This window comes from Salimicrobium salexigens, from assembly GCF_900156705.1.
Lineage (GTDB): Bacteria > Bacillota > Bacilli > Bacillales > Halobacillaceae > Salimicrobium > Salimicrobium album.
Map to the genome: position 1 here is coordinate 129003 of NZ_FTOK01000006.1, position 15426 is coordinate 144428.

At 50.3% G+C, this 15426-nt stretch carries 14 protein-coding genes; 11 read left to right on the forward strand and 3 right to left on the reverse strand.

All coding sequences use genetic code 11. The features are described from left to right. Positions 1-58 precede the first annotated feature (58 nt). Positions 59-799, reverse strand: coding sequence for a hydrogen peroxide-dependent heme synthase (gene hemQ, locus BW931_RS08785; protein WP_008591533.1), 741 nt, complete (start codon positions 797-799; stop codon positions 59-61). 245 nt (positions 800-1044) lie between these two features. On the opposite strand from hemQ, the gene pta reads away from it, so the two are divergent. After that, positions 1045-2019: a phosphate acetyltransferase gene (gene pta, locus BW931_RS08790; protein ID WP_076571647.1), complete on the forward strand. Its 975-nt coding sequence runs from the start codon at positions 1045-1047 to the stop codon at positions 2017-2019. Positions 2020-2086: 67 nt separating this feature from the next. Here pta and BW931_RS08795 read toward each other — a convergent pair whose 3' ends face one another. Then, positions 2087-2899: a lipoate--protein ligase family protein gene (locus BW931_RS08795; protein WP_008591536.1), complete on the reverse strand. Its 813-nt coding sequence runs from the start codon at positions 2897-2899 to the stop codon at positions 2087-2089. 164 nt (positions 2900-3063) lie between these two features. Here BW931_RS08795 and BW931_RS08800 point away from each other — a divergent pair, with 164 nt between their 5' ends. The 6 genes from BW931_RS08800 (at position 3064) to argS (ending at position 8202) form a co-directional block, all read left to right on the forward strand. Beyond that, on the forward strand, positions 3064-4368 hold the full coding sequence (locus BW931_RS08800) for an HD domain-containing protein (RefSeq protein ID WP_008591538.1): 1305 nt from the start codon (positions 3064-3066) through the stop codon (positions 4366-4368). Then, positions 4368-4868, forward strand: a complete 501-nt coding sequence (locus BW931_RS08805; protein WP_076571649.1) for a YwgA family protein — start codon at positions 4368-4370, stop codon at positions 4866-4868. Before BW931_RS08800 ends, BW931_RS08805 begins: the two co-directional genes overlap by 1 nt. A 67-nt stretch (positions 4869-4935) precedes the next feature. Next, the gene (locus BW931_RS08810; RefSeq protein ID WP_008591543.1) at positions 4936-5262 is read left to right on the forward strand and encodes a YolD-like family protein; all 327 of its coding nucleotides are present in this window, start codon (positions 4936-4938) and stop codon (positions 5260-5262) included. A gap of 340 nt (positions 5263-5602) precedes the next feature. Next, a complete protein-coding gene (locus tag BW931_RS08815; protein ID WP_008591545.1) occupies positions 5603-6046 on the forward strand; it encodes a hypothetical protein in 444 nt (147 codons plus the stop codon). A gap of 66 nt (positions 6047-6112) precedes the next feature. Then, positions 6113-6538: a YwiB family protein gene (locus BW931_RS08820; RefSeq protein ID WP_008591547.1), complete on the forward strand. Its 426-nt coding sequence runs from the start codon at positions 6113-6115 to the stop codon at positions 6536-6538. Beyond that, positions 6535-8202, forward strand: a complete 1668-nt coding sequence (gene argS, locus BW931_RS08825; RefSeq protein ID WP_076571651.1) for an arginine--tRNA ligase — start codon at positions 6535-6537, stop codon at positions 8200-8202. Before BW931_RS08820 ends, argS begins: the two co-directional genes overlap by 4 nt. A gap of 110 nt (positions 8203-8312) precedes the next feature. On the opposite strand, the gene cls is transcribed toward argS, so the two are convergent. Next, positions 8313-9488, reverse strand: a complete 1176-nt coding sequence (gene cls, locus BW931_RS08830) for a cardiolipin synthase (protein WP_008590516.1) — start codon at positions 9486-9488, stop codon at positions 8313-8315. Between the two features lie 189 nt (positions 9489-9677). Between cls and BW931_RS08835 the strand changes: the two genes are divergently transcribed. From BW931_RS08835 to BW931_RS08850, 4 genes are all read left to right on the forward strand, one after another. Further along, the gene (locus BW931_RS08835; RefSeq protein ID WP_076571653.1) at positions 9678-11801 is read left to right on the forward strand and encodes a (Fe-S)-binding protein; all 2124 of its coding nucleotides are present in this window, start codon (positions 9678-9680) and stop codon (positions 11799-11801) included. Between the two features lie 415 nt (positions 11802-12216). Next, on the forward strand, positions 12217-13404 hold the full coding sequence (locus tag BW931_RS08840; RefSeq protein WP_076571655.1) for an acetyl-CoA C-acetyltransferase: 1188 nt from the start codon (positions 12217-12219) through the stop codon (positions 13402-13404). A gap of 2 nt (positions 13405-13406) precedes the next feature. Then, complete coding sequence (locus BW931_RS08845; RefSeq protein WP_008590512.1) at positions 13407-14252, forward strand: 3-hydroxybutyryl-CoA dehydrogenase; 846 nt, start codon at positions 13407-13409, stop codon at positions 14250-14252. 11 nt (positions 14253-14263) lie between these two features. Next, on the forward strand, positions 14264-15400 hold the full coding sequence (locus tag BW931_RS08850) for an acyl-CoA dehydrogenase (protein WP_076571657.1): 1137 nt from the start codon (positions 14264-14266) through the stop codon (positions 15398-15400). The last annotated feature ends 26 nt before the right edge of the window (positions 15401-15426 follow it).

Genomic DNA, 15426 nt, shown 5'->3' on the forward strand with positions numbered 1-15426 from the left:
TTGAAAATCCCGGACTGACAGTGTCAGGCCGGGGTTTTGTTTTGCGGAAAAAAACGTTTTATGCTTCGAAGAACGTCTCCGCTTTTTCTTTTGTAAGGAGGTTGCCGATGAAAAAGGAACCGAAGTCACCATAACGGGAAGTCACTTCGTCAAAGCGCATCTCATAGACGAGCTTTTTGAATTGAAGAACGTCGTGCGCAAATAGGGTCACGCCCCATTCCCAGTCGTCAAAACCGATCGATCCGCTGATGAACTGACGGATTTTACCGGCGTACTGACGCCCGGTCATGCCGTGCTCGTACATCAGTTTCGCCCGCTCGTCCTTCTCGAGAACGTACCAGTTGTCATTCCCCTGACGACGCTTATCCATAGGGTAGAAGCAGACGTGTTCCCATTTCGGAAGTTTCGGCTTCAGACGGCCTTCGATTTCCGGATCTTCCGGATTCTGGTCGCCTCCCATGTAGTTGGAGAGTTCGATGACCGACACGTAAGAGTAGGCCGGCGTCATGAATTCCGCCAGTTTGGATTTATTGAAAGCCGTCTCGATTTCGTTGAGTTCTTCCATAGTCGGGCGCAGAATCATCATCATGAGATCAGCTTTCTGGCCGACAATCGTATAGATAGCGTGACTTCCTTCGCGGTTGTCTTCTTTCGTCTCAAAGGTCTCCATCAGCGCCTGAAATTCCTGAATCGCCTGCTGGCGCTCTTCGGCACTCGCGTACTTCCAGGAAGTCCAGTCCATCGTACGGAAATCGTGAAGGACGTACCACCCGTCCATTGTTATAACCGGTTCTGGCATAGTCGAATCGCTCCTTTATGGTTGATATAATTATGTCCTTATTCAATATAACATACGAGTGCCGGAGGGGCATGTGAAGTACTTTCCTGTAAACGATTTTTCCGATTTCTGTCACATATTCGAAAGAAGATTAGGGAACAGTGAAAATAAAGAGTTGTTACTGACGGCCGTTTGCGTGTATCGCTTTTCTTTTAAGCTGGCACGTTTTATCATATGATACAGACATCAAAACAGGAGGGGTACACATGAGTGATCTTTTTGACACACTGAAAGGCAAAATAGAAGGCCAAGGAAAGCGGATCGTCTTTCCGGAGGCCGAGGATGAAAGAATTCTGGCGGCTGCAGGCAGGCTCGGAGCGGAAGGATATGTCCGTCCTGTATTAGTCGGAAATGAAGATGAAGTGAAACAGAAGGCGGAAACGAACGGAGTCGATCTCAGCAGCGTGGATATCGTGGATCCGGAAACTTATGGAAATATGGATGATATGGTCCGGCGTTTTGTGGACCGGCGAAAAGGTAAGGCGAGCGAAGAGGAAGCCCGCGACATTCTGAAAGACGGTAACTACTTCGGTACCATGCTCGTATATATGAACGAAGCGGACGGACTGGTAAGCGGAGCAGTACACTCCACAGGAGATACGGTGCGCCCGGCTCTTCAGATTATAAAAACGAAAGAAGGCATCAACAAGACGTCCGGAGTATTCGTCATGGTCCGGGACGAGGAAAAATACATTTTCGCGGACTGTGCCATCAATATCTCCCCGGACAGTCAGGATCTGGCCGAAATCGCGATGGCCAGCGCAGACACTGCCGCCCTTTTCGATATCGACCCTCGTATAGCTATGCTCAGTTTCTCCACGAAAGGTTCGGCCGTCTCTCCGGAAACCGAAAAAGTGGGAGAAGCTCTCGAGATTGTGAAAGAGCAACGGAGCGACCTTCTGATTGACGGGGAATTTCAGTTTGACGCCGCTTTCGTTCCTTCCGTCGCTGAAAAGAAAGCGCCGGATTCTCCACTTGAAGGAAAAGCGAACACGTTCATCTTCCCGAGCCTCGAAGCGGGAAATATCGGCTATAAAATAGCCCAGCGTCTCGGTGGTTTTGATGCTGTCGGACCCGTGCTTCAGGGACTCAATCAGCCTGTGAACGATTTGTCGAGAGGCTGTAATGCGGATGATGTGTACAAGCTTGCCATCATAACAGCCGCCCAGTCTGTAGAGTAATATACAAAAAGCGTGGTGCCGATAGCGGGCACCGCGCTTTTTTAGCAGCTCAGGATTTCTGGTCTTTTTACACTCTTTTGTTTCTGGACACCATCTGTTCTGTCCGTTTACTGAGCCACTCTACTTCCTGGTCCGTAAGCGGGTAGGAAATGACGCTGTCACTGTAATGACGGAGACGGTCTTTGATCCGTTCCGTGATCGATTCTATGGTAACCGTTTCTTCCAGCAGTTCGTTGAGCGAAGCCATGACGGACGGATCGATATCGGGAAAAGAGAATTTTGTCTCCTCCCCTTTTTTCGCTGTGTCGTAAAAGTTCCGGATCAGCTCTGCCCGCTGCTGTCCGCTTCCTGTCACATCAAGGTAGATCTGTACGGCGAATCCGCCTTTTACACGGCGCTGGGATATACCTGCAAACTTCCGCCCGTCTATACTCAAGTCATAGTCGCCCGGACAGTAGGAGCGGGAAATCTCATATACATCGATGTCGGCATCGATAAGAGAGCGGATGAATTCGACCATAACGTCGTACCCGCCATGAATATCGACTCCTTTCGTCTCCGGAAAGATGAGGGAAAGGTTGAGTACTCCTTCGTCCAGTACGACGGCGAGACCTCCGGAGTTTCGGACGACGACGCTGTACCCTTCTTCTTCCAGGTAGTCGATACCTTCGGAGATGTAGGGAAGGCGCGCGTCGGGTATGCCGAGGACGACGGTTTTCGGGTGTACCCACAGACGGGCAGTGGCCGGGCTCGTCCCTGCCCCGACAGATGTCGCCAGCGCATCATCATAGGCGAAGGACGGCAGGGCGGATGTATGAAGTTCCGGGTCGCTGTGGTCCACGAGCCTGTATTCCGGTTGCTGCAGTATGGATGAAATCATTGGTCGGTCTCCTTTTGCATTCAGACTGCCACCATTATAGCAAATTTTTTTTGTGTTTGTAGAACGGGAGGAAAAGCGGATTTCACGGCTCTCCCGTATTGTCAAGACGTTTCTTTCCGGCCCGCAAAAGGCTATACTGGACAAAAAAGGAATGGAGCAGACACATGGCTTATCGTGATGAAAAATTAGACGAAGAGAAAGTATTCAAAGATCCGGTCCATCGCTACGTCCACGTCAGGGACCGTGTAATCTGGGATCTGATCGGTACCCGGGAATTCCAGCGGCTGCGCCGCGTTAAGCAGCTCGGAACCACGTACCTTACGTTCCACGGAGCGGAACACAGCCGCTTCAGCCACTCTCTCGGGGTATATGAAATCGTCCGGCGCATCCTTGAGAACTTCCGTGATCACAAAGACTGGAATGAAGACGAGCGCCTGCTTTCCCTATGTGCGGCCCTGCTGCATGACCTCGGCCACGGCCCTTTTTCCCACTCGTTCGAGAAAGCTTTCAGGCTCGATCACGAAGATTACACGCAGTCGATTCTGCTCGGTGATACGGAAGTGAACCGGGTGCTGTCCGGAGTGGAAGAAGGGTTCCCGAAGAAAGTGGCGGATGTAATCAACAAGACGTACACGGATAAGCTCGTCGTCAGCCTCATTTCCAGCCAGATCGACGCCGATCGCATGGATTACCTCCAGCGTGATGCTTATTTCACCGGGGTCAGCTACGGTCATTTCGATATGGAAAGAATACTCCGCGTCATGCGCCCGCTCGAGGATCAGGTGGCGATCAAGGAAAGCGGTATGCATGCGGTGGAGGACTACATAATGAGCCGCTATCAGATGTACTGGCAAATTTATTTCCACCCCGTGACCCGCAGTGCGGAAGTGATCCTGTCGAAGATTCTGAAGCGTGCCAAGGAGCTGTATAAAAACGGCTACGAGTTTGAGCTTAAACCGGTACACTTCTTCTCCTTTTTTGAAGAGGCGCCTTCTCTCGAAGAATATCTGGATCTGGATGAGAACGTAGTGATGTACTACTTCCAGATGTGGATCAGGGAGAAAGACCCGATTCTGAGCGATTTGTGTGAACGGTTCGTAAACAGGAAGCTGTTCAAATATATTGAATTCAACCCGAATCTGCAGATGAACGCCTGGCGGGAACTGTACGATTTATTTGAAGAGGCGGGAGTCGATCCGCGCTTTTATCTTGAAGTGGATTCAAGCTCCGATCTTCCTTACGATTTCTATCGTCCGGGAGAAGAAGGAGAAAGACTGCCGATTCATCTTCTGCAGCCGGACGGGGGACTGAAGGAACTGTCCCGGCTCTCCGAAATCGTCGAATCGATTTCCGGAAAGAAACGGACGGACCATAAACTCTATTTTCCGGCGGATACGGTTGAGCAGATCAGTGATGAGAAAACGAAGCAGCGGATTAAAGGAATTCTGTATGGCAGGGAGGAACAGTAATGCTCGAGAAACATGCGAGACTAATGCACTTTTTTAACAGTTGTGAGGAAGTAGTGGGACGAAAACGTCTTCAGAAAATGATATTCATTATGAAAAAATGCGGGGTTCCTTTTGAAGAAAAGTATGAGTTCCATTTTTACGGTCCTTATTCGGAGGAACTGACGCTTCGTATAGAAGAAATGTGCAACCTCGGTTTCATTTCGGAAGCGATGGAGGAAAAGCGGAATTATTACCAGTACCGCTATAACCTTACGGACTCCGGACACGATTTTCTGGAACATGCGGATATTGAACGTCCGGAACTCGGGGGATATATCAGTGCAATGAATGAAAAAAGTTCCAGGTTCCTTGAACTGGTGTCGACGATGCTCTTTTTTGAACACTTGCCGAAAGAGGAAATTGAAGAGAAGGTATATACGGTGAAAAGCAGACAGAATTACAAACAGGAAGAACTGGAGGCAGCGTGGGCTTTCATCCGGGAATTGCGTCCTGTTTCCTGATACCCCCGTGCACAAAAACGAGTAGTGTGATAAGATAGGAACAAATGTTCGTGTTGGAGGGATGATGATGAATCAGGAACCGAAAGATCGCGGCTCCATCAAATGGACTTCACTCATGCTGCCGGAGCACATCGAGATGCTCCGTAATCTCTGGAAAGAGGACGAGCGGGTTGAACAGGGGCATATGGAAGAACAGCAGGCGGCCGGAATCGATTTTTTATTGCAGCACGCAATGAACGGGCAGGTTCCTGTCTGTATTGAAATGGACGGGGATGTGCATGAAGTGGTGCCGCTTCGTTTCCACAGACGAAGCGGGGAGCTGGAGTGCCGTGATATCCACGGCGGCCGGCTGCTGCGACTCAGTCGCGATGAAGTTACCGACGTATCGATGTGAACAGGAAAGTACGGTCCGGGAGCTTTTATCGGCCGCCTGTGTCACAAAATGTTCACTTTTCCAGGCCCTCCCGACTTGAAAAATATCACCCGCAGTAATATATTTGAAGTAGCATGGAAAATGCTTTTACTAAGACAGAAAGAGGACCGGCTGAATCGTCAGCCGGTCTTTTTTCTATTCGAATGACGAAACGCAAGTGCTTCAGAGGGCGCACAAGCGTAAACCGGGGGCTTTGGCGGAACCGATAACTCGTGCTAAAATAGGTGGGATGAAAGTGAAATGATCCGGATGCACCCCGTCGCTTCGTTCAAAAGCCGGGGGCAGAGAAAGGGAAGGCTTTATGAATAAAAAACTGTTATGGATACCTGTAGTTTATGCGATTGTTATGGGAACGCTTCTGGTGGCGACCATCGGATATTCTTTTACACCTGTTCCTTACGAACATTCGATAGAAAACAATACGTGGAAAGTTGAGTACAAAGGGGAAACGTGGGAGACGAGTGCAGAAGAGCACGTGAACGAAGCACTCCGGGCTTCTGTCATCAGCAACAGGGAAAAGGAGCAGTGGACCCGGGACATCGTGGCCGTCGGAGCACTGCTGCCGTTTATTCTCTTCGCTTTTCATAAAAATTACCGTCCCTTCCGCAATAGAGTGCCCTACAAGTGGTATGCAGGCCTCATAGCGGGTGCGGTGGTACTGTACAGTATCTTCAGCATTACGACGCACGTGGATATCCATGCGGAACTGCAGGAGACGATCGACTATTTACGGGAAACAACTTGAGTTTTTACTGCACTCTTCTTATAATGGATTAGTTATAAACGGGACGAAAAAAGGAGCGATTACAGCATGACAAACGTAGCTGTTACGTTAGAAACGCACATCCGGGACGGTTCGGACTCCGAGCAGATGTCCCTGTCGGAAAAGGGGCGCTTTTTCAGAAAAGGGAATATGGACGTAGTGACTTTCAGGGAACACCCGGAAGGAAGAGAGCCGGTGGATACGATGGTGACCATCAAACCGGGTCATGTAAGCATTAAACGCTCCGGTGGCGTGGAAATGCGCCAGTTGTTCGAGGTCAACACGGAAACCGAGAACACGTACGTACATGAATACGGAAAACTTTTCATGAGCACCTGGACGGAACAGCTGGAATACCGTCCCCCGGGCGACTCAGGAAACGGTGAGCTGTTCATTGTCTATAAGATGACGGTCAATGAAGATGTCACACAGAATCACCAGCTGAAATTAACGCTTAAGGAGGAAACGGAATGAACATTGCAGAAAAGACGGAAGCAAAGATCAAAGAAGAGATCGTCCGCGCCGTGGAAGCAGCGGGGCTTGCTTCTTCCGAAGAAATCCCCGACGTGGTGCTCGAGCAGCCGAAAGATAAACAGCACGGGGATTATGCCACGAATATGGCTATGCAAATGGCGAGGATCGCAAAAAAGAATCCGAGAGAGATCGCAGGGGACATCGTAGAGGCTTTCGATAAGTCGAAAGCTTCGATAGAGGAGATGGAAATCGCCGGTCCCGGGTTCATCAACTTCCGCATGAACAATACGTATCTCGCAGAACTCGTTCCATCTATCCTCGAAGAAAAAGAAAGCTACGGTAAAAGCGGAGAAGCCCGCAGGGAGCGTATACAGGTGGAGTTCGTATCTGCGAATCCGACAGGAACGCTGCACCTGGGTCACGCCCGTGGAGCAGCCATTGGAGATGCGCTTTGTAATATCCTTGAAGCGGCCGGGTACGACGTGGAGAGGGAATACTACATCAATGATGCAGGGAATCAGATTTCAAAACTCGCAGAATCTGTAGAAGCCCGCTACATGCAGGCGCTCGGAGAAGAATACGCGATGCCTGAAGACGGTTATCACGGAGCTGACATCATTGAGCTCGGGAAGCAGCTTGCCGCAGAAGAAGGTGCCAGGTGGACGGAGGTCTCCGGAGAAGAGAGACACCGTCATTTCCGTGAATCCGGCCTCCGGTACGCACTCTCCCGTATAGAGAAGGACCTTGGTGATTTCCGCGTCACTTTCGACGAATGGTTCTCCGAGACGTCCCTGTACGAGGAGAACAAAATCGAAGCGGCTGTCGAAGAACTGAGAGCGCGGGATCTCGTGTATGAGCAGGAAGGGGCGACGTGGTTCAGAACTACGGAGTACGGAGACGACAAAGACCGTGTCCTCGTGAAAAACGACGGCACCTATACGTATCTGGCTCCGGACATTGCTTATCACAAAAATAAGCTTGACCGCGGTTTTGACACCCTCATCAATATTTGGGGCGCCGACCACCACGGGTATATCCCGCGGATGAGAGCGGCCGTCCAGGCGCTCGGCTATGCCAAAGAGACGCTTGAGGTCGAAATCATCCAGATGGTCAACCTGTTTGAAAACGGGGAAAAAGTGAAGATGAGCAAACGTACCGGCAAGGCCGTTACGCTGCGCGAACTGATGGATGAAGTCGGAGTGGACGCCATGCGCTATTTCTTCGCAATGCGTTCGAGTGATTCACACCTCGACTTCGACATGGATCTGGCCCGTTCCGAGTCCAACGAAAACCCGGTCTACTATATACAGTACGCGCACGCACGTATCGCAACGATGCTGAAACAGTCCGAGGAGAAGAATCTTCGCTCCGATGAGTTCGACGGTACGCTGCTCACTTCGGAGAAGGAGATCGATCTTCTGAAGCGTCTCGGGGAATTCCCGCAGATCGTGGAAGATGCTGCAGTGAACCGGACGCCTCACCGCGTCACTCAGTACGCGTTCGATCTTGCATCGAACCTCCACAGCTTCTATAATGCGGAAAAAGTTCTGGATGCCGGACATCCTGTGCGTACGGCTTCCCGAATCAAGCTGATGGAAGCTGTAAAGCAGACGCTTAGAAACGCTCTTGCTCTCGTCGGCGTCGAAGCCCCCGAAAAAATGTAGGCACAACCGCCAGCCTTCTGTCCGGGCGTAAATGATAATATATAAAAAAAGAGTGATGTTCTTCGATTTATAGAAGAACATCACTCTTTTTGTTTTTTACAGAAAGAAGGTCAAAGCATCCAGCGAAACGGTTTGACGAGCTGCGTTTTCACTTTCGTGGCTACAGAAGGGTTAGCAGCCTGTTCCTTACCGTATACGAGAGAGTTTTCTGTATCTTTGAAGTACTCGGAACGCAGATGCCGGACGAAACTTTCTTCGAAAATGGAGATAGTCACTTCCTTATTCAGAAACATACTCCGCTTATCGAAATTCGCCGTACCGATATCGGCGGCTTCTTCGTCAACAAGAACGAGCTTCGCATGATAGAAGCCTGCGTTGTAGTGGTAGACGTTGGCTCCGCTAAGGACAAGTTTCTGAAGAGACGGGAAACCGGCCTCTTTTACGAAAGCGTGATCGCGTTTCAGCGGAAGCAGAATATGGACGTCCACCCCGCGCTCCAGCGCCTTGAGCAGTTCCCGGTGAATCCTTTTGGTCGGGATGAAGTAGGGGCTGCCGATGAGAATTTCCCTCCGGGCCCGCCTGATCATCGTAAGGAAAGTATTCTCTACTCCTATTCCGTCGAACGCTACAAGCTGGAAGGGGTGTTTTCCTCCTTCCCGGTAAGCGACGGAAGGAAGAGCCCCCCCGGTATTGTACGTCCAGTCACTCGCGATGATCCGGTGCAGATCGCGGACAATCGAACCTGTCAGCCGCAAATGATAGTCGCGCCAGTCGATGAACTGGGAACTTTTTCCGATATACTCCCGGCCGACGTTGAAACCGCCCACGTAGCCGATCACTCCGTCGATGACCACCATTTTCCGGTGGTTCCGCCGGTTGAACGTATAGAAGAAAAAAGGGAACTTCGGCGTTTCAGCGAAGGCTACGTCCACGCCCGCTTTCTTCAAAGATCGGTATTCCCGGCGAAGCGGCGCGCTTACGAGCCGGTCAACGAGAAGGTTGACCCTTACACCTTCCTCCGCTTTCATTTTGAGGAGTGTCATAAACTTGCGGCTGATGATATCCCGGCGTACGAGATAGTAGTATACGTCAATCTGTTCCTGGGCCTGGGAAATCTCTTCGAACAGATCCTCAAAAAGCGGAGTACCGTTTTTGTAGAAGCGGTAGTTCCCTCTCGTCTGTTCGAACGCAAGCGTACGGTTATGTTTGCGCTGACTTCTCCTACCGAGGATCAGATCGAGCACGATCCATAGTAAAAGTGAAATGATAATTTTAATAGTGCGCAACTCTCCACCTCCAAAAATCCATACCTTGATTGTAACTGAAATTATAGAGATATACACGTATCTTCATTCACAAATACAGGAAGAAAAAAAGCGAAACATGTTGACTGAATGCTCATTCAGTTTTATAGTAGAGTTAACTGGAACATGAAAGGGGTTTCAATACAGAAAATAGGAAAGAGGGGGAAAAGGATGGATCCTTTACTGTTGGTGAACTGGTTGTTTTTTCTCGGAATAACGATTTATGCGCTTTATCTGTTCGCGCGTATCGTTCAGACGAGAATTGCTTATATCCGTATGGGGAAGAAGTTTGAATTCGACGGAAAGATCAAACGTCGTCTTCAAAAGATAGGTATTTACGTTTTCGGTCAGAAAAAATTGCTCAAAGATAAGAAATCCGGAGCAATTCACGTCATGATGTTTTATGGATTTATACTTGTACAGTTCGGAGCGATCGATTTTATTTGGAAGGGGCTGGCGCCTGATTCACACTTGCCGCTGGGTCCGTTGTATCCTGCCTTTACGTTTTTCCAGGAACTCGTAACACTCACTATCATCGTTGCCGTCGTCTGGGCTTTCTACCGTCGTTACATAGAGAAGCTCGTCCGCCTGAAGCGCGGCTGGAAAGCCGGTCTTGTACTTATTTTCATCGGAACACTGATGGTGACGGTACTGGCCGGAAACGGTATGAACATTATCTGGCATGGCCATGAAGCAAGCGTCTGGGAACCGGTGGCCAGTGCTATCGCACTCGGATTCGGATGGCTCCCGGAAACAGCGGCAGCCGCAGTATTTTTCGTTATGTGGTGGATTCACCTGATTACGCTGCTCAGCTTTCTTGTATATGTACCTCAGTCGAAACACGCTCACCTTATTGCAGCTCCGGTCAACGTCTTCCTCAGTCGTGAGGATGCACCTGGGAAATTGAAGCCGATCAATTTCGACATTGATGATGAAACGGACGAGGAAGATGTGTCCTTCGGTGTCGGAAAAGTGGAAGAATTCAACCAGCTTCAGATGATCGATCTGTATGCGTGTGTGGAATGCGGGCGCTGTACGAACGTCTGTCCCGCTTCCGTATCCGGGAAGATGCTGTCTCCGATGGACCTTCTCGTTAAGATCCGTGACCACCTGACCGAAAAAGGGGCAGCGGTCACAGGGCGCGAAGCGTGGGTGCCATCCTACGCATTCTCCGGAACCGAAGGTAATATGCTCGCGTCGATGGCCCGCAATGAACAGAACGATGCTGTCGACCGCGTGAACGAAACGAACCTGATCGGGGACGTCATCACCGAAGAAGAACTTTGGGCATGTACGACGTGCCGGAACTGTGAAGACGCCTGTCCGGTCATGAACGAACACGTCGATAAAATCATCGACCTGCGCCGCTATCTCGTAATGACCGAAGGGAAAATGGATCAGGATGGTCAGCGTGCTCTTATGAATATCGAGCGTCAGGGGAACCCGTGGGGACTTTCCAAGAAAGAACGCGAAAACTGGCGTGACCTTGATGAAGAAGCATACATTCCGACGGTGAAGGAATTGAAGAAAGAAGGCGAAGAATTCGAGTATCTGTTCTGGGTAAGCTCTATGGGATCATATGATAACCGCAGTCAGAAAATAGCTATGGACTTCGCTAAACTTATGAACAAAGCGGGCATCAAATTCGCTATTCTCGGAAACAAGGAACAGAACTCCGGAGATACGGCCCGCCGCATGGGGAACGAATTCCTGTTCCAGGAACTTGCGGAGAAGAACATCAAAGAATTCGAAAAGAACGACGTGAAGAAGATCGTCACGATCGATCCTCACGCCTACAACATTTTCAAAAACGAGTACCCGGACTTCGGTTTCGAAGCGGAAGTGTATCACCACACGGAACTGCTTGCAGAGTGGCTTGAAGAAGGCCGCCTGAAACCGGAAGCACCGGTCAATGAAAGAATTACGTATCACGACAGCTGTTACCTCGGTCGATACAACGAGGTGTATGAACCGCCTCGTGAAGTACTTGAAATGATTCCGGGTGTAGAAGTTGTGGAGATGCAGCGTAATCGTTCCAACGGCATGTGCTGTGGAGCGGGTGGTGGAATGATGTGGATGGAAGAGAAGACCGGAAACCGCGTCAACGAAGCCCGTACCGAACAGGCACTTGAAGTGGAACCGACTATGATCTCCAGTGGCTGTCCGTTCTGCCTGACTATGCTCTCCGATGGTACGAAAGCGAAGGAAGTCGAAGAAACAGTCAGCACGATGGACATCGCGGAAATACTTGCAAAATCCATCTTTGAAAAAGATAAAGCGGGGGCTTCCGCTTAGAAACACCGGAATAAGCAGGCCGGCCATCCGGAAGAGGTTTTCCTTCCGGTGGTCCGGAAGGCTTATAACGTGAGTTTCTGGAAGCCCGTGAGCTGGCATGAAAAAGATAAAGCGGGGGCTTCCGCTTAGAAACACCGGAATAAGCAGGCCGGCCATCCGGAAGAGGTTTTCCTTCCGGTGGTCCGGAGGGCTTATAACGTGAGTTTCTGGAAGCCCGTGAGCTGGCATGAAAAAGATAAAGCGGGAGCTTCCGCTTGGAAACACTAAAGCGAAAAATGTCCGATCCGTAAAATAAAAATCAAAAAATTGTGGAAAGTGTACAGAAAGTTTTGTACACTTTCCTTATGAGAGGAAATTGAGCGAGCGTTCAATAGGATTATTTGAAAGCGTTACCACTACAGAGGAGGAATTATTAATGGTAAAAACAGTGATTGTTGATGGAGCACGTACCGCGTTTGGCAAACTCGGAGGAAGTCTCTCTTCTTTATCTGCTTCGGATCTTGGCGGAAAAGTCATTGCGGAAGCTATGCAGCGTGCCGGCGTAGAAGGTAAGGATATTGGAGAAGTCATTATGGGAAGCGTACTTCAGGGCGGACAGGGACAGCTGCCTTCAAGACAGGCGGCCCGGAATGCGAATATACCGTGGCATGTGAAGACGGAAACCGTCAACAAAGTTTGTGCTTCCGGTATGCGCAGTGTAACGATGGGTGATCAGTTCATCCGTCTCGGAGAAGAGGAGATCATCGTCGCGGGCGGCATGGAAAGTATGAGCAGTGCTCCGTATTTCCTTCCAAAAGCGAGGTTCGGCTATCGTATGGGCGATGGTGCCGTGAAAGATATGATGCTTCACGACGGTCTTACCTGCTCTTTCGAGGGCATCCACATGGGAAGCTACGGCAACCGTACGGCTAATAAGCACGACATTTCCAGAGAAGCCCAGGACGAATGGGCGGCGCGCAGTCACGAACTTGCCGGTAAAGCGATCGAATCCGGCGTGATGAAAGAAGAGATTGTGCCGGTTGAAGTACCGCAGCGAAAAGGTGATCCGATCAGTATCGATACCGATGAAGCACCGAGACTGGATACGACAGCGGAGAAACTTAAGAAGCTGAAACCTGCTTTCGACCCGGATGGCAGTATTACGGCAGGTAACGCACCTGGTGTGAATGACGGAGCCTGCGCAATGGTACTGATGAGTGATGAGAAAGCGAAGCAGCAGAACGTTAAGCCGCTTGCCACAATCATCGCCCACGATGAAATTGCAGTGGAAGCTCAGGATTTTCCTGAAACACCGGGACTCGTCATTAACAAAATTCTTGAAAAAACAGGCAAAAAAATGGAAGATATCGATCTGTTTGAAGTGAACGAAGCTTTTGCGGTCGTGTCACTGGCCGGCGGTAAGATTGCAGGACTTGATACGGATAAAGTGAACGTCAACGGCGGTGCCGTGGCGCTTGGTCACCCGATCGGTGCAAGTGGTGCCAGAATCATTCTTACACTTGCCTACGAACTTCGTCGTCGCGGCGGCGGTACCGGAATCGCTGCTATCTGCTCCGGCGGAGGCCAGGGTGATGCGGTTATGATCGAAGTGGAGGGAGCTTAATCATGAAGAATATTTTCGTTATAGGTGCCGGTCAGATGGGCGCCGGAATTGCACAGGTATTTGCTTCGCACAATTTCTCCGTGAAGTTGTTTGATGTAAACGAAGAAGCGTTGAAAAAAGGGATCGAAGGAATCTATAAGCGTCTTGACCGTGCTGTCGAAAAGGAACGTATGACAAAGGAAGGCGCGGAGCAGGCGAAAGCTCACCTCGAGACCGCTTCCGGTATGGAAGACGCTGCCCATTGTGACTTTGCAATCGAAGCCGTAGTAGAGCGGATGGATGTGAAGGAAAAAGTATTCCGTCAGCTCGATGACATTATGCCGGACCATGCCATTCTTGCGACGAACACCTCGTCTCTTCCGATCACGGACGTGGCGGCGGTAACGAATCGTCCGTCACAGGTTATAGGTATGCACTTCATGAACCCCGTACCGGTGATGAAACTGGTGGAAATTATCCGTGCGATTCAGACGAGTGATGAGACGTTCGAACGGGTGGAACAGCTGGCGGAACAGCTGGCCAAAACACCGGTGGACGTGAGCGATTACCCGGGATTCGTGGCCAACCGGGTTCTTATGCCGATGATCAACGAAGCGGTTTTCACTATTTACGAAGGTGTGGCTTCAAAAGAAGACGTGGATACCGTTATGAAGCTCGGCATGAACCATCCGATGGGACCGCTCCAGCTGGCGGATTTTATAGGCCTTGATACTTGTCTGTCCATTATGGAAATACTTTACGACGGATTCGGCGATTCGAAATATCGTCCATGTCCGTTACTCAAGAAATATGTAGCAGCCGGCTGGCTCGGGAAGAAATCCGGGCGCGGTTTTTACGTTTATGAATAGGAGAGAACCGAATGTTTTTAACTGATGAACAGCAGATGATGAAGAAAATGGTCCGGGACTTCGCTGAGAACGAAGTCGCCCCGGCCATAGAACGCATGGAAGCGGAAGACCGCTTTCCGATAGAAGTAGTGAAAAAGATGGGAGAACTCGGCCTGATGGGCATACCGATCCCTGAAGAATATGGCGGCTCCGAGATGGATTTCACCTCGTACATTATCGCCATCAATGAACTGTCGAAGGTTAGCGCGACAGTCGGGGTGATTCTGTCCGTTCACACTTCAGTGGGCACGAACCCGATTCTTTACTTCGGAACGGAAGAACAGAAGAAGAAATACATTCCGAAACTGGCAAGCGGGGAGTATCTGGGAGCTTTTGCCCTCACGGAACCAGGCGCAGGGTCAGACGCTGCCAGTCTGAAAACGAAAGCGGTCAGAGACGGGGATTCCTACATCCTGAACGGCTCTAAAGCGTACATCACTAATGCCGAGGCGGCAGATACTTTCATCGTATTCGCCCGTACCAACCCGGAAGAATCGAGGAGCAAAGGCATCAGCGCTTTTATTGTGGAAAAAGACACTCCCGGTTTCACTGTCGGAAAAGTGGAAAGAAAAATGGGGCTGCACGGATCAAGCACGTGTGCCATCAACTTCGAGCAGTGCCGGATACCGAAAGAGAACCTGCTCGGGGAAGAAGGGAAAGGGTTCGACGTTGCGATGGCCAACCTTAATACCGGAAGAATCGGCATCGCGGCTCAGGCACTCGGGATAGCGCAGGCTTCTCTGGAACATGCGGTAGGTTACGCGAAAGAACGGGAACAGTTCGGCAAACCGATTGCCAAACACCAGGGTCTCTCTTTCAAACTTTCGGATATGGCTACGGATGTCGAAGCCGCCAAATTGCTGGTGTATGAAGCGGCCCGTCTGCAGCAGGCACAGCAGCCATGCGGCAAAGAAGTGTCGATGGCAAAACTTTATGCTTCCCGTGCTGCGGTTAATACTAGTATTGAAGCTGTCCAGGTATACGGCGGCTACGGTTATACGGAAGACTACCCGGTAGAACGGTTTTTCCGTGATGCCAAAGTTTGTGAGGTTTATGAAGGTACAAGTGAAATTCAGCGGATGGTCATTGGAACGCACTTGATGAAATAATAAGCAGTCGAACTGAAGAAAGGGGA

What these genes read in the sequence shown, in the direction of transcription:
- BW931_RS08845 (WP_008590512.1), top strand. Translation starts at nt 13,407, where the DNA reads ATGAAGAATATTTTCGTTATAGGTGCCGGTCAGATGGGCGCCGGAATT.
- argS (WP_076571651.1), top strand. Translation starts at nt 6,535, where the DNA reads ATGAACATTGCAGAAAAGACGGAAGCAAAGATCAAAGAAGAGATCGTC.
- BW931_RS08805 (WP_076571649.1), top strand. Translation starts at nt 4,368, where the DNA reads ATGCTCGAGAAACATGCGAGACTAATGCACTTTTTTAACAGTTGTGAG.
- BW931_RS08795 (WP_008591536.1), bottom strand. Translation starts at nt 2,899, where the DNA reads ATGATTTCATCCATACTGCAGCAACCGGAATACAGGCTCGTGGACCAC.
- BW931_RS08835 (WP_076571653.1), top strand. Translation starts at nt 9,678, where the DNA reads ATGGATCCTTTACTGTTGGTGAACTGGTTGTTTTTTCTCGGAATAACG.
- hemQ (WP_008591533.1), bottom strand. Translation starts at nt 799, where the DNA reads ATGCCAGAACCGGTTATAACAATGGACGGGTGGTACGTCCTTCACGAT.
- BW931_RS08800 (WP_008591538.1), top strand. Translation starts at nt 3,064, where the DNA reads ATGGCTTATCGTGATGAAAAATTAGACGAAGAGAAAGTATTCAAAGAT.
- BW931_RS08840 (WP_076571655.1), top strand. Translation starts at nt 12,217, where the DNA reads ATGGTAAAAACAGTGATTGTTGATGGAGCACGTACCGCGTTTGGCAAA.
- BW931_RS08810 (WP_008591543.1), top strand. Translation starts at nt 4,936, where the DNA reads ATGAATCAGGAACCGAAAGATCGCGGCTCCATCAAATGGACTTCACTC.
- BW931_RS08850 (WP_076571657.1), top strand. Translation starts at nt 14,264, where the DNA reads ATGTTTTTAACTGATGAACAGCAGATGATGAAGAAAATGGTCCGGGAC.
- pta (WP_076571647.1), top strand. Translation starts at nt 1,045, where the DNA reads ATGAGTGATCTTTTTGACACACTGAAAGGCAAAATAGAAGGCCAAGGA.
- BW931_RS08815 (WP_008591545.1), top strand. Translation starts at nt 5,603, where the DNA reads ATGAATAAAAAACTGTTATGGATACCTGTAGTTTATGCGATTGTTATG.
- BW931_RS08820 (WP_008591547.1), top strand. Translation starts at nt 6,113, where the DNA reads ATGACAAACGTAGCTGTTACGTTAGAAACGCACATCCGGGACGGTTCG.